The organism is Demequina flava (assembly GCF_000975035.1).
GTDB classification, from domain to species: domain Bacteria; phylum Actinomycetota; class Actinomycetes; order Actinomycetales; family Demequinaceae; genus Demequina; species Demequina flava.
In genome coordinates, this window is record NZ_BBRA01000001.1 from 46,224 (window position 1) to 60,015 (window position 13,792).

A 13,792-nucleotide genomic window follows, 5' to 3' on the forward strand; every position below is an offset into this window, starting at 1 on the left:
CTGATTGATACGGTCGTCAGTGGATCAGGAAGTTTGGCCGTCAAGCCCTCCAGCTGGCCAACTGGCAACCGCGTCCCGACACGGTGCCTCTGGAGGAAGATCCGCCCTGTGTCACATCGTCACGGGGAAGAACGGATTCTCGAGGAGAGAACCATGTCGCAAGACAGCCCTGCCCGTTGCACCTACTCAGCTTCGGGCCACATGATTCACCCCATTCAACGCAAGCTCGCGCGCCGTGCGGGTCGGAGGGAACAAATGCAGATTGTCGGCGAACACGACCGTGGCTTCGTCGTAGCGCCGCTGGAGAATCCGGACCGAGTCGAGGTCTGGTGCATGCATCAAGAGTGGCGCGACAAGGTACGCGATGCAGTCAAACGGACGAACCCAACCGTGATTGCGTACGACTACGGTCTCGCAACCGTCGGAGGCTTCGATGTCTCCTACGCATCGCCCCACGGCTGGGAGCCCTGTCCCTCACCGGATGAGATGGCTCCGTGGATGAAGGGCATTATCACCCGTCAGGAACTCAGGGCGTGGGCGCAACGTGAAGGGGGCGCTACTGGGTCCTGACCTACGCACCTAGAGAACGAGAAAGCGGGACATGAGTGCCCGATTCCTCACGGATTCGGACACTCATGTCCCGCTAAGACGCGTTTGGGTTAGCGCGTGCGACGACCGCCCCGGCTGGACGAGAAGTCCGCTGCCGATTTGTGGCCGCCCGAGGACTGTCCACCGGAACGGCGCCCCGCAGGCTTGCTGCTGGCGTGGCGAGTGCCACCCTGCTCGTTTGAGGTCGCGGTCGAGCGCGACTGGGTGTTACGCGAGCGACCGCGTCCACCCTGGCCACCGGAACGCTGTCCGCCCTGGCTCTGGCCACCGCGCGACTGTCCGCCACCGTGACCACCACGGCGCGAGTTTCCGCCGCCGTTGCCACGGCCGCGTCCACCGCCGCCCTGCTGCTTGGGAGCCTCGGGAGACGGCTTCACGTAAGGAGCGACCTCACCAATCAGGTCGATGACCTGGGAAGAGGTGGAGCTGACAGCCTCGGGCTTGACCGTGATCTTTGCGCGACGCAGAAGCTGGTCGGCGTCACGACGCTGCTCGGGTAGAACAATCGTCACGACGTCACCGGCGGTGCCGGCGCGGGCGGTGCGGCCCGAGCGGTGCAGGTATGCCTTGTGCTCGGCTGGCGGGTCAACGTGGATGACGAGTTCGATGCCATCGACGTGGACACCGCGCGCTGCGACGTCGGTCGCGACGAGCACCTTGACCTCGCCGGACGCGAATGCCGCGAGGTTACGGTCACGGGCGTTCTGCGACAGGTTGCCGTGCAGGTCGACCGCGGGGATGCCGTCGGACGTGAGCTGCTTGGCAAGACGCTTCGCGTGGTGCTTGGTGCGCATGAAGAGGATGCGGCGCCCGGTACCTGATGCCAGGACGCGGACGACCTCCTTCTTGGCTTCAGCATCGGCCACACGGAAGACGTGGTGCGTCATGGCCTCCACTGGGCTCTCAGCGCTGTCGACGCTGTGAGTGGTGGGGCTGTCGAGGAAGCGCTTGACGAGCTTGTCCACGCCGTTGTCGAGCGTGGCGGAGAACAGCAGGCGCTGTCCCTGCTTAGGAGTGGCGTTCATGATGCGCGTGACGCCGGGCAGGAAGCCGAGGTCGGCCATGTGGTCGGCCTCGTCCAGCACTGTGATCTCGATTGCGTCGAGCGACACGATGCGCTGCTTCATGAGGTCTTCGAGGCGACCCGGGCAGGCCACGACGATGTCGACGCCACGTGCCATGGCACGCTCCTGGCGCGACTGGTTGACGCCACCAAAGATGGTGGTGGTGCTCATGCCGTAGGCGGCTGCCAGCGGTGCGAGCACGGCGTCGATCTGGGTTGCGAGCTCACGGGTAGGAGCAAGCACGAGCGCACGAGGGCGACCGGGCTGAGCCTTGCCGCCCTTGGTGTTAAACGTGGTGGAGCCCAAGCGAGCGACGATGGGCAGCGAGAAGGCAAGGGTCTTACCCGAGCCAGTCTTGCCGCGTCCCAGGACGTCGCGTCCTGCGAGGGTGTCGGGCAGGGTGTCTGCCTGGATGGGGAAGGCGTTGGTCTTGCCTTCACGCTCGAGTACATCGGTCAGTGCGGTGGGCACGCCGAGTTCGGCGAAAGTCTGAGTCATGCTGTGGTGATGCCTTTCGGGGCAAGGTGCCGGACGCGTCACTGAACGTCAGCAGCGCGTGTTGTCCGTGGAAGTCACGGCACCGGCAATGGTGGCGAAGCGCGAAGGTGTCCGCGTTCGTTCGCCGAAGAGAGGATTTCTACGAGCCGCGCTGGTGTCCAGTTGGTGGACGTGGGCCTAGATACAGGCCGAGCGCTAAGCGAGAAGGAGAAGCAATCTGCGACGCGTGTCCGGTCTTGTCGACCGGGCTACAGCCTCAAGGATACCAGGTGCAGCGCCAGCGGCGTGGATCCTGGAGAGCGCCGGGCTAACCGGAACTCCCCAGGACCGCCAGAAGGCCTAGCGCAACTGCGCGCCGAACTCCTTCTCTGCGGAAGCGATGATCGCCTCGCGCACAGCGAGCACCTCATCAGCCTGGAGCGTGTGGTCGGCAGAGCGGAGGCGGACGTTCACGGCCAGCGACTTCTCGCCTTCGCCGATCTGTTCGCCTTCGTAGACGTCGAATACGCGGGCGTCCTCGACGATCTCTCCCCCGGCGCGCTTCACTGCATCGACAAGTTCGCCAGCGGCGACATCCGCCGCCACGACGAACGCGAAGTCCTCCTTCGCGACGACCTGCTGCGACACAGCCACAGCCTCAACGATGGAGCCTTCGCCCTCTTCGATCAGCGGATCGAGGATGACCTCGAACGCCACGGAGCGCGCGGGCAAACCGAGCGTCTCGCAAACCTTGGGGTGCAGCTCACCGGCGTGCGCAACGAACGAGCCGTCTGCGAGCCAGTAGCTCGCGCCGCGACCCGGGTGCCACGGCATGCGCGCACCCTGCGACACGACAACCTCAACACCGGCAGCACGCGCAATGCGCTCCACTGCGGCGAGGGCGTCTTCCCAGCTCCACGCCGTCGCGTGACCGTTCCAGCCAGCACGCACGCGGTTACCCGCCATGATGCCGGCGACGCGGCGCTCCTGGCCGGGTAGCGCCTCGTTGAGCGCCTGGATCTCCTCAGGCGTGATGCGGCCGTCGTTCGGGTTGGCCGCAGGCACGTCGCCGATGTTCTTCCCCTGATAGGCGCGCCCCAGCTCGTATACGGCGATGTCCTGCTCGCCACGGCCCAGGTTCACCTTCACGGCGTCGACGAGCGTCGCCATCATCGAGGTGCGCATGATCGGCAACTCGGCAGACAGCGGGTTGGCCAGGCGCACAATGTCGCGACGGGCATCAACGTCGGCGATGCCGAGCTCGTCCAGGCGCGACTCCGCGATGAACGGGTACGTCAGCACCTCGGTCAGGCCGGACTCGGCGAGCGTGCGCGCCACCGAACGACGCACGCGCTGGCCATGCGTCAGCCCACGCCCAGGAGGCGCCACGGGCAGCACGGAAGGCAGGTTGTCGTAGCCACGCAGGCGTGCGACCTCCTCAACGAGGTTCACCGGTGCTTCAAGGTCCGGGCGCCACGTGGGCGGCGTGACGAGTAGCGATTCGTAGTCGCGGTCGACCTCGCAGCCAACCTCCTCGAGCGCCGCAACGACCTCGTCGGGCGTGTACTCCACACCCACAATGAGGGACGGGAACGCCACATCCATGGCAATCTGCGGAAGCGCGACGGTCGAGTCGACGTCGGTGAAGACGTCCTCGATCTCACCCCCACCAAACTCCTTCATCAGCTCCAGGGCTCGCTGCACCGCCAGCGGCGGGAGCTGCGTGTCGACTCCACGCTCGAAACGGCGCGACGCCTCGGACCCCAGACGGTGCCGGCGCGCGGTGCGGGCGATCGTGATGGGGTCGAAGTGCGCGGCCTCAAGCAGGATGTCGGTGGTCGCGTCGGAAACCTCAGTCTCCGCTCCACCCATGACACCGGCCATACCAATGGCACGAGCACCGTGACCACCGGCGGAGTCCGTGATGAGCAGGTCCTCTTCCGACAGCGAGCGCACAGCGTCGTCAAGCGTCGTCAGCTTCTCGCCAGTGTGAGCACGGCGCACCACGATGGGCTCGGTCAGCGTGCCCAGGTCGTAGGCGTGCAGCGGCTGGCCTAGCTCGAGCATCACGTAGTTGGTGACGTCGACAGCCAGCGAGATGGGACGCATCCCTGCCTGGTCAAGGCGACGCTTCATCCATGCTGGAGACGCGGCAGTGGGATCGAAGCCGCGCAGGCGGCGCGCCACGAAGCGATCGCAACCGACGGTGTCGCGCACGGGCGCCTGGTCCTCGACGACCACAGCGAAACCGTCGCCGGCAGTTCCGGTGACCGAAACATCGGCCGGATCCCGGAACTCCTGCCCCGTGGCGTGGCTGTATTCACGTGCGACACCGCGCACGGAGAACGAGTAGCCGCGGTCGGGGGTCACGTTGATCTCGAGGGTGGACTCGTCCAGGCCCATGAGGGCAATGGCCGATGCTCCAGGCACCAAGTCGCCGTCGCTCACCAAACCGGGGAACGTGACCTCGGACTCACCGGACGGCGAGGACAGCACGATGATGCCGTCGTGGTCCTCCCCCAGGCCCAGCTCCTTGGACGAGCAGATCATGCCGTCAGACCAGTGGCCATACGTCTTGCGGCCACCGATTTGGAAGTTTCCAGGAAGCACGCCGCCGGGCAGGATGCACACCACGAAGTCGCCCTCGTGGAAGTTATGCGCACCGCACACAATGCCCTTGGAGGAGGGGTACTCCTCCTTGTTGTCAGGCTTGTGGCCGGGGCCCGCAGGGTCGTTGTGCTCCCCCACGTCCACGCGGCAGTAGTTGACGGTCTTGCCGTTGGAGGCAGTCTCCTTGGTCAGCGTCATCACGCGACCAATCACGAGCGGGCCGGACACGCCGCCGCCCTCGATGCCTTCTTCTTCCAGGCCCACCTTGGCGAGCGCTGCGGCTACGTCCTCGGCGGTGTGTCCGTCAACGAGAGAGACGGACTCTTCAAGCCACTTCAGCGGAATCTTAGGCACTTAAATCTCCATTCCGAACTGCTGGGAGAAGCGAATATCGCCCTCAACCATGTCGCGCATGTCCTTGACGCCGTGGCGGAACATGAGCGTGCGCTCAATGCCCATGCCGAAGGCGAAGGCGGTGTATTCATCGGGGTCGATGCCGGCCGCACGCAGCACGTTGGGGTGCGTCATGCCGCAGCCGCCCCACTCGATCCAGCCGGTGCCGGAGCAGGTGCGGCAACCGGAGTCCGCGCCGCCGCACACGAAGCAGCGCAGGTCCATCTCAGCGCTGGGCTCGGTGAAGGGGAAGAACGATGGGCGCAAGCGCGTGACGGCGTCGGGGCCAAAGAGTGAGCGCGCGAAGGCGTCGAGCGTGCCCTTCAAGTGCGCCATCGTGAGGCCCTTGTCGACCGCGAGGCCCTCGATCTGGTGGAAGACCGGGGTGTGGGTCGCATCGAGTTCGTCAGTGCGGAAGGTCTTGCCCGGGCACACGACGTAAATACCGCGACCCTCATCGACGAGGCCGTCGCGACGGTCCATGGCGGCGCGGATCTGCACCGGCGACGTGTGGGTACGCAGCAGCAGGCCGGACTCGGGCGGGTCGATGAAGAACGTGTCCTGCATCTCGCGCGCCGGGTGATCGGGGTCGAAGTTGAGGGCATCGAAGTTGAACCACTCCGCCTCCATCTCGGGCCCTTCGGCGACTTCCCAGCCCATAGCGACAAACGTGTCGCACATGCGCTCCTGCATGGACTCCAGCGGGTGGCGCGCGCCCACGAGCGCGCGGTTCACGGGAAGTGTGACGTCAACGGTTTCCTCGATCAGCACGCGCGCGTCGCGCTCGGCCTCGAGTTCCTCCTGGCGCGTCGCGAGTGCCTTGTTCAGGCGACCGCGGGCCGCGCCCATGGTCTTGCCCGCAGTGGCCTTGTCTTCAGGAGCGACCTGGCCAATCTGGCGGTTCGCCAGCGTCAGGGGTGCTTTGTCCCCCGTGTGTGCCAGGCGCGTCTCCTTGAGAGCGTCTAGAGAATCGGCGGCGGCGATATCCGCCAGTGCGGTCTGAACGGCCGCGTCGACGCCAGCGGCGTCCAATGGTGAGAGCTCAGTCATAGCTGCTTTCCAGAAAGCTGTTTTGGGTCCGTGCGGAAGTCTACCGGCGCAGGCTGGCACGCAACGTGGGGCCAGGCCGGATTGGGCCCAGGGGTCCTCCCTGGGCCTACATAAACAGCGAAGGTGCGGTGCGACGCGGCGCGACCGACTCCCCGAACACGGCAGCGCGGCGGGCCTGGACGGCGATGCGGGCGCTGGTGTTCATGAGAACTACTGTATCGGGAACGCCGACGCATCCCCGGCATCGGGCCGATGCTCGCTCAGGTTTCGAATTAACCGGAAGCCAGGAGGCCGGCAAGCAAGATGACGATCAGGCCACCTGCCACGGTGTTGATGATCGGCAGAGCGATCCGCAGGAAGATCGGCATTGCGGGAGTCTTCACCACGCGCACCGACATGAAGAACAACACCAGCCCCAAGACCACAGCGAGGAAGCTTCCGAGGAGCACCAGCAGCAGCGGCGCGAACATCGCGATCTTCTCTGCCAGCGTGGCGTGTGCGCCCATGCGGAAAATCTCGGTGCCCTGCCACGACAGGCGCTGGAACCCAGGAACCCACCCGTGTGCTCGGAGCTCGCCCATTTCGCCGTTGGCCATGGGGATCAGCCACCGGCCGCGGCGCCGCGAGACGATCTCGTCGTCGTGGCGAATGAAGTAGAGAACGCCCTGGGCACCCTTAATCTCAGTGGAGCCCACTGAGCCGGGCAGTTCTAGCGGCGTGATTTCGTTGGTCATGCGTACCTCGTTTCCGCGCTGAGGTTAACAGCCGCGTGTTTCCGCTTGGTATCAGCGTGGGGTGTCGTCGGCGGTCGGCGTCCCGGTGTCGTCGGGATCCAGGCCGGCGTCAGGACCGTACGCACGGCCCTTGCGGGTCCTCTTTCCGCGCACCAGGCGCTCGTCCGCTTCCGACAACAGCGCGTGAAGCTCAACGCGCGTGCCAGGAGCGATGACGGTGTACCCGGCGGTCACGCCCACGTGCACAGCGTCGCCAGACACCGCATGAATCTTCTGCGCGACGGCCTCGCGCAAGCGTTCTGCGAGGACTCCTCCGTCATCAACGTGGCGGACGCTGTGGAGAGTGACGAACTCGTCTCCCCCGAAGCGCGCAGCCACGTCCTTGCCGCGTGTTGAGTCCCGCATCGCGGTTGCCGCGGCGATCAGCACCTGGTCGCCGGCATCGTGGCCCGCGGAGTCGTTCAGCGCCTTGAAGTTGTCGAGATCGAGCACCGTGAGCACCACCGCGTCGCCTTGTTCAACGGAGCGGTCGAGCAGGCGGTCACCGCGCAGCGTGAACTCCGCCCGATTCACGAGGTTGGTGAGAGGGTCCCGGGCCGCGTTGTGGCGCAATCTGCGCAATGGCCGCCTCACTTGCCAGATCAGTACCGCTGCGATCACCGTGACGGTGAAGGAGTACAGGGTGATCCAGGCAAGCAAGTCGCGTGTGCCACCCAAGCCGCTCGACAACTGACTGGAATCGGCCGTCATATGGATGTACCAGTCCAGGTTGTCCTCAGCGGCGAAGGTCTGGTCAAGAACGAGGGTCTGGCCGCGTTCGGTGAAGCGGGCCTGGTCCGGTCCACCTGGAGAGCCTTCCGTCGCGATCCCGAGATCGGTGGCGTAAGGCACTTCGCCGGTGTCGACGACGTACGACGTCAAAGCGTCGAGGTACTCCAGTGGGACAGCGATGACGTGAGAGTCCGCGGACAGGACCACCGCCTCGGCTCCGGCCCCCAGTGGCAGGTCGTCGAGAACGTCCCCGAGCGCGTCCAAGCTCAAGTCAGCGCCGATCACTGCAACTGGGTCCCCTGTGGGCCGCTCGCGCGCTGCCAGCGCGACAGAGACAAGTGGCGCCGGCGCAACGAAGGACACGTAGGGGTCGGTCCACTCGATGTGAGCGCCGTCTTCCCCCGCGAGGTACCAAGGGCGAACGCGTGGGTCGTACTCTGTGTCTCCAGTGGCCGGCTCGCCGAGCGGGGTAAACACACTGTCGTAGGTCAGGACATCGACCTGACCATCGCCAGTGGACGCTCGCGACACATATCCCCCGGCAGAGCGCTCGAGGTTGAGAAACGCCCCATCCGGCCAGCCCACATACATCGATCGCACATCGGGAGCCGCGACCATCCGCTGGTACAGGGAGTTCAGAAGATCGTCATCGGATGGAGCCTGGTCGCCTCGCGTGATCTGCAGTGCGGTGGCAATGACGGCACTCTCCGCGAATTGGGCGTAGCGCGCGACGCGCTCGGTCGTGAGGTCCCCAACGTAGGAATAGGTGTCAAGAGCGGCGTCTTCCAGCTTGCGGTCCGCGGCAACGGCGAACACGACGGTAGCGGCGCCTTGCACCACAGCGATCGATGCAATCAGCACCAACGCCAACAGATACCCGCGCGTGCGAGTAAGCCGCCAGCGCCTACGAATACCCATGGATCAAGGTTAAGCAAGGGCTATGGCCACGATTGGCCAATTACGTGTGGAGTGTGTCACCCACACCCGCGGCGTCAGGCTGAGTGCTGAGCCTGCGCGGAGGCGTACAAGCAGACGCTTGCCGCGGTTGCGAGGTTGAGGCTTTCGGCGCGGCCGTAGATCGGAATTCGCACCACCTGATCGACGAGCGACAGTTCGTCGTCGCTGAATCCCCAGGCCTCGTTGCCGAAGACCCACGCGGTGGGCTCGGAAAGGGCCGATGCATCGGCTGAGTTATCGCCCAGCGTCACGTCCCCGGAACCATCAGCGGCGAGGAGTCGCAGGCCCGCAGTCGACAGCGCCGCGAGGGCATCCTCGTACGGGAGCGACCGCACGACGGGAAGGTGGAACAGGCTTCCTGCAGTCGCGCGGATCACCTTGGGGTTCGAAATGTCCACGCACTGCCCGGCGAGGACGACAGCGTCAGCCCCTGCAGCATCGGCCGCACGAATTACCGTGCCGGCGTTACCTGGATCCCGGACGTTACTGAGGACCGCAACCAGGGTGGGCTTGGTCGCCACGACGTCGTCGAGCGAGGTGCCGGCATCATCCAGCACCGCGACGACGCCTTGTGCGTCCTTACTCATTCCCTCAAGCACCTGCGCGGTGCCGAGGTGAACGTAGCGCCCGGCGTCCAATGCACGCTGGGCGATCTCGGGGTGGCGCTCAAGCGCCTCTTCCGAGATGTAGAGGTCGCGAACGCGTTCGGGAACGCACGTCACGGCCTCTCGCGCTGCTTGCGGCCCCTCCACGAGGAGGGCACCGACGCGCGAACGCGCAGAACGCCCCGCAAGCGCGGCGACCTTCTTGATGCGCTCAGCCTTCACGTTGGTGAGGGTGAGCTCCAGGTCTGCCAGCGATGCGGGGCGTTCTGTCATGCGAATGCGCTTTACGCGGCGGGAGCGTTGACGTCCTCGGGAAGCGCCTTCTTGGCAGCCTCCACGAGGGTCGCGAACGCGGCCTCGTCGTTCACAGCGATCTCTGCGAGCATGCGACGGTCAACCTCGATCTCAGCAGCCTTGAGGCCCTGGATGAAGCGGTTGTACGTCATGCCGTTCGCACGAGCTGCGGCGTTGATGCGCTGGATCCACAGACGACGGAAGTCGCCCTTACGCTTACGGCGGTCGCCGTAGCTGTAGACCATTGAGTGGGTGACCTGCTCCTTTGCCTTGCGGTAAAGGCGCGAGCGCTGGCCGCGGTAACCCGCTGCCCGCTCGAGGGTGCTACGGCGCTTCTTGTGGGCGTTTACTGCCCGCTTGACGCGTGCCATGTGTTACTCCTTGCGTTAAACGGGCGTTACTCGCCCAGCAGCTTCTTGATCTTCTTCGAGTCGGCGTCCGACAGAATCGCCGAACCGGCGACGCGGCGCTTGCGCGAGGAGGTCTTCTCCTCGAACTTGTGCACGTTCATTGCGTGAGCGTGCTTCACCTTGCCGGTGCCAGTGAGCTTGAAGCGCTTCTTGGCGCCCGAGTGGGTCTTGTTCTTCGGCATGTCTGCCCTTTCTTGACATCAGGCCCGGTTGTGACCGGACGCGTCTGTACCCGGCTTATTCGCCGGACGGCTTCTTGGCAGCCTTCGCGGCTGCTCGCTCTTCACGCTCAGCGGTCGCTGCGACCTTTGCCGCATCGCGCGCCTTGCGCTGCTCTTCCTTGGCTTCCGCCTTCTTCTTCAGCGGGCCCAGGACGAGCGACATATTGCGCCCCTCTTGCGAAGGTGCGTTCTCGACGACTCCGTACTCCTCGAGCTCAGCCGCCAGCTTCATCAGCAGGCGACGACCCATCTCAGGACGGGACTGTTCGCGACCGCGGAACATGATCGTGACCTTGACCTTGTCGCCGCCCTTAAGGAAGCGGATGACGTGGCCCTTCTTGGTCTCGTAGTCGTGCTCGTCGATCTTGAGGCGGAATCGCATCTCTTTGATCTCAGTGTTGGCCTGGTTGCGCCGGGCCTCACGTGCCTTGACAGCCGCCTCGTACTTGAACTTTCCGTAGTCCATGAGCTTGACGACTGGGGGGCGCGAGTTGGGAGCGACCTCGACAAGGTCAAGCTCTGATTCCTGCGCCAGACGGAGCGCATCCTCAATGCGGACAATGCCGACCTGCTCGCCCTGCGGTCCGACAAGACGGACCTCAGGAACGCGGATGCGATCGTTGATGCGGGGCTCGTTGATGAGTGGCTCCTTACACAGTGGACGTGGCTACTACCCCCGAGCAAGGAAAAAGGCCCTCACCCGAACACGAGTGAAGGCCACCGTCATATCTGTACTGGCCTCATCGTAATGAGGTCGATACCTGACATGGGACCCAGGCCCATTTGCTGGCCCTAGGGTGGGAGGTGGACTCCACTTGCGCGCCGAGAAACCTCTTCCCGGCCGGTCGACTCACAAGGATATCACGATGACTGACTCCCCGTCCGCCAATGACTCACTGGGCGGCGCTGACGCCAACGCGGCACGCGATCTCGCCGAGGTCAATGCGGTGGAACTTATCTCTACTGTAAGCGTTCATCTACTGAGCGCCGCCGCGCTCCGTTGCGGATTGGCCGACGAAGGCGAAGAGCACCAGGACCTCGATGAGGCCCGCACGCTCATCAACGCCCTCGCTGGTCTGATTACAGCGTCCTCACCGGATCTCGGCGACACTCATGCACGCGCGCTGCGTGATGGATTGCGAAGCGTACAGTTGGCGTTCCGGGAAGCCTCAGTGGTTCCCGATGCGCCGGGTGAAGGCCCAGGAGAGAAGTACACGGGGGCAGTGAGCTAGATGGATCGAACTCCTCAGGAGACAGACACCGACGACACAACTGTCGTTGGCGACCCTGGCGCGCCTGAGGAGTCCATCACTGACACGGCTGACGAGACTCCCTCGGAGACGGCGGCACCCCCCGCAGAGGTTGAGACAGCTCTCGACGAACCGGACAGCACCGATGACGAGGCTGTGAGTACCGACGACGTGTCCGCGAGCGCGGACACCGCGACTGCCGAGCAACGCATTGTCGGAACCGTGCCGGCCACCGGACCCATCCCGATCGTTGGCGATGCCATCCCCGTCACGGGTCCCGTTCCCGTCATCCGTCCTATCTACCCACCCAAGCGCCGCCTGCCGTGGATCATCTCCACGATTGCGCTCCTGCTCCTGCTGATCGGCGGCGCGTACCTGGGATGGCGGATGTACGAGGTCAATACAGAGTGGCAGGCGTATGCAGGCGATCTGGAGATGGCCAACTACGAACTGGGCGAGCAGATCGCGCAGGAGCAGGCGACTGTGGTGGAGAAGGAGGCCGAGGTCGACCTCCTGTCGGAGCAGCTCGCCAATTCCAACGACCGGTTGCTGGACCTCGCTGACGAGAAAGCCTCCGCTGTCGACGGCCAGGAGTTCAATGAGCAACTCATCGAGGGCCTCAACACGACGTTGAGCCTGGGGCAGACCGCCACGGCTTCGCTCAACAGCTGCATCGACGGCCTCGAGCAGCTCAACGAATACCTTGCGGCCCCCGAGGACGAGTACGACCCGGAACAGGTCGAGGACTACGCCGACGGAGTCAACGAACTGTGCGCGGCCTCTGACACTGCGACGGCAAACTTCCAGTCAGCCTTGGCGTCCGAGTGAAACGCCTCGCTGCCGCCGCCATCGCAGCCGCCCTGACCTTGGGTGGATGCGCGGTCCTCCCCGCATCCCCGGCGCCCATGCCCTCGGACTGGGTGCCGGAGCCCTCAGCGGCCCCTGAGCTCAACAATGTGGCCCTGTCCCCCGACGGGTTCAGTGCCGCCCAGCGGATGACGTTGCGTGTGCGCAATATTGGTTGCGGATTCATCTCGACCGGCTCAGGCTTCGCGCTTGACGCCTACACGCTGGTCACGAACCGTCACGTGATCGACAACACCCAACGCATTGAGTTGTCGACGCACGACGGCCGCACGGTCGAGGTCGAGACCGCATCAGTCACCACTGTCGCCGATATCGCGATCGTCACCACCGCCACATCGATGGGCGGTGCCTTCGCCGTTCGCGCCGACGAGGATCCCCTCGAGGGCGACGCGGTCACCGCCGTCGGCTACCCCAAGGGCGGACGCCTCACCACCACTACCGGTGTTGTACTGGGTCCCGTCCAAGATCCGCTCGCGGAGGACGGCGCGGGCGGCGCAGTCGACAAGGTTCTGGCAACAACTGTGCCCGTCGAGGTCGGGTCATCCGGCTCACCCGTGCTGAACGAGGCCGGTGAAGTGGTGGGTGTCGTCTACGCCAAGAACGACAACAATCAGAGTTTCATTGTGCCCGTGTCGACGCTGAACTCGCTACTGACCCAGCCAAGTCTCCTGGTGCCCGAGCCCACCAACTGCGACGCCTAGCGTCCGCACCGTGGCGATCGCGGCATCGGCCCAATGCGCCCACCACACGTCACGCTTGGGTGAGCTTCAACTCCAAGCCATCCACCCGCTGCGCCACCACATCTGACTGTGCGAGCTCGCGCTGGACGCGCTCCAGCACCGTATCGACCTCGGGGCGCGTCAGCCCCGCGACCAGCGCCAGGACAACAGCAATCTCCGCCCCTGTGCCCTGCCGGACTGACACCGCCTTGAGCGCGGAGTCCAACGTCACTGCGTCGCGGACAGCCTCGACGATGTCCGGCTGAACCTCGCCCTCGATGACTGCGGGCTTCCACGTGTCCCCCTGACCAAGGGCCCACACCGCAGGCCGCGGAATGAGCACAGTCTCCATGCCGGGGTTGAGGACCAGCGACGACCAATTCTCCGCGATCGCGGCGAGCGCTGCCCGTGGACCTTCAGCGGGGATCGGCCGGGCCTTGTCGTTCCAGGCCTTGACGGCATCGACGTCGGTAAAGACCGGAAGCGCGGCGCGACCGTCAGGCATCTGGACCGCCACGACGCCGGTGGATGCCACTGCGTCTTGTTCGAGTCCGTGCTCGCCCACGAAGCGCTCTTCCCCCGTGGCCAGGACGGGTATCAAAACCCGCGCATAGGCGAGGGCGTCCACCACCTCAGACAACGGCGCGTGGCCATGCGAGTGGCGGATGAGCACCTGAGCCAGGCGGGCATCGGCGGTCCCGTCGTCGTCGGAAAAGACCGACTCGGGAATCTCTTTCATGGGCTCGTCACTCATACCTACG

14 protein-coding genes and 1 riboswitch are annotated in these 13,792 nt (G+C 65.1%); of the genes, 4 read left to right on the forward strand and 10 right to left on the reverse strand.

Features of this window, described 5'->3' with window-relative positions:
• Nucleotides 1-22 precede the first annotated feature (22 nt).
• A riboswitch (SAM riboswitch) is annotated at nt 23-138 on the forward strand.
• 15 nt (nt 139-153) lie between these two features.
• A complete protein-coding gene (locus tag AOP74_RS00210) occupies nt 154-570 on the forward strand; it encodes a hypothetical protein (RefSeq protein WP_061960329.1) in 417 nt (138 codons plus the stop codon).
• Between the two features lie 89 nt (nt 571-659).
• Here AOP74_RS00210 and AOP74_RS00215 read toward each other — a convergent pair whose 3' ends face one another.
• From AOP74_RS00215 to infC, 9 genes are all read right to left on the reverse strand, one after another.
• Nucleotides 660-2,171 (reverse strand): DEAD/DEAH box helicase, encoded by a 1,512-nt coding sequence (locus AOP74_RS00215; RefSeq protein WP_061960330.1) that lies wholly within the window; start codon nt 2,169-2,171, stop codon nt 660-662.
• Nucleotides 2,172-2,510: 339 nt separating this feature from the next.
• The gene (gene pheT / locus AOP74_RS00220) at nt 2,511-5,114 is read right to left on the reverse strand and encodes a phenylalanine--tRNA ligase subunit beta (RefSeq protein ID WP_061960331.1); all 2,604 of its coding nucleotides are present in this window, start codon (nt 5,112-5,114) and stop codon (nt 2,511-2,513) included.
• On the reverse strand, nt 5,115-6,203 hold the full coding sequence (gene pheS, locus AOP74_RS00225; RefSeq protein ID WP_061960332.1) for a phenylalanine--tRNA ligase subunit alpha: 1,089 nt from the start codon (nt 6,201-6,203) through the stop codon (nt 5,115-5,117).
• Nucleotides 6,204-6,475: 272 nt separating this feature from the next.
• Nucleotides 6,476-6,937, reverse strand: coding sequence for a hypothetical protein (locus AOP74_RS00230; RefSeq protein ID WP_061960333.1), 462 nt, complete (start codon nt 6,935-6,937; stop codon nt 6,476-6,478).
• Between the two features lie 51 nt (nt 6,938-6,988).
• Nucleotides 6,989-8,626 carry a sensor domain-containing diguanylate cyclase gene (locus tag AOP74_RS00235; RefSeq protein ID WP_082095895.1) on the reverse strand — a complete coding sequence of 546 codons (1,638 nt, stop codon included), beginning with the start codon at nt 8,624-8,626 and terminating at the stop codon, nt 6,989-6,991.
• A gap of 74 nt (nt 8,627-8,700) precedes the next feature.
• On the reverse strand, nt 8,701-9,543 hold the full coding sequence (locus AOP74_RS00240) for a TrmH family RNA methyltransferase (RefSeq protein WP_061960335.1): 843 nt from the start codon (nt 9,541-9,543) through the stop codon (nt 8,701-8,703).
• A gap of 11 nt (nt 9,544-9,554) precedes the next feature.
• Nucleotides 9,555-9,935: a 50S ribosomal protein L20 gene (gene rplT, locus AOP74_RS00245; protein ID WP_061960336.1), complete on the reverse strand. Its 381-nt coding sequence runs from the start codon at nt 9,933-9,935 to the stop codon at nt 9,555-9,557.
• Nucleotides 9,936-9,961: 26 nt separating this feature from the next.
• The gene (rpmI, locus tag AOP74_RS00250; RefSeq protein ID WP_061960337.1) at nt 9,962-10,156 is read right to left on the reverse strand and encodes a 50S ribosomal protein L35; all 195 of its coding nucleotides are present in this window, start codon (nt 10,154-10,156) and stop codon (nt 9,962-9,964) included.
• A gap of 55 nt (nt 10,157-10,211) precedes the next feature.
• Nucleotides 10,212-10,853: a translation initiation factor IF-3 gene (gene infC, locus AOP74_RS00255; protein ID WP_369345499.1), complete on the reverse strand. Its 642-nt coding sequence runs from the start codon at nt 10,851-10,853 to the stop codon at nt 10,212-10,214.
• Between the two features lie 208 nt (nt 10,854-11,061).
• On the opposite strand from infC, the gene AOP74_RS00260 reads away from it, so the two are divergent.
• The 3 genes from AOP74_RS00260 to AOP74_RS00270 are packed head-to-tail and all read left to right on the forward strand — an operon-like array spanning nt 11,062 to nt 13,013.
• Nucleotides 11,062-11,427: a DUF1844 domain-containing protein gene (locus AOP74_RS00260; protein ID WP_061960339.1), complete on the forward strand. Its 366-nt coding sequence runs from the start codon at nt 11,062-11,064 to the stop codon at nt 11,425-11,427.
• Nucleotides 11,428-12,273, forward strand: a complete 846-nt coding sequence (locus tag AOP74_RS00265) for a hypothetical protein (protein ID WP_061960340.1) — start codon at nt 11,428-11,430, stop codon at nt 12,271-12,273.
• Complete coding sequence (locus tag AOP74_RS00270; RefSeq protein WP_061960341.1) at nt 12,270-13,013, forward strand: S1 family peptidase; 744 nt, start codon at nt 12,270-12,272, stop codon at nt 13,011-13,013. The genes AOP74_RS00265 and AOP74_RS00270 overlap by 4 nt, the downstream gene beginning before the upstream one ends.
• Nucleotides 13,014-13,062: 49 nt before the next feature.
• Here the strand turns inward: AOP74_RS00270 and AOP74_RS00275 are convergent, their stop codons facing one another.
• Entirely contained in the window at nt 13,063-13,785 is a 723-nt protein-coding gene (locus AOP74_RS00275; protein WP_236683683.1) for an SseB family protein, read from the reverse strand.
• Nucleotides 13,786-13,792: the final 7 nt, after the last annotated feature.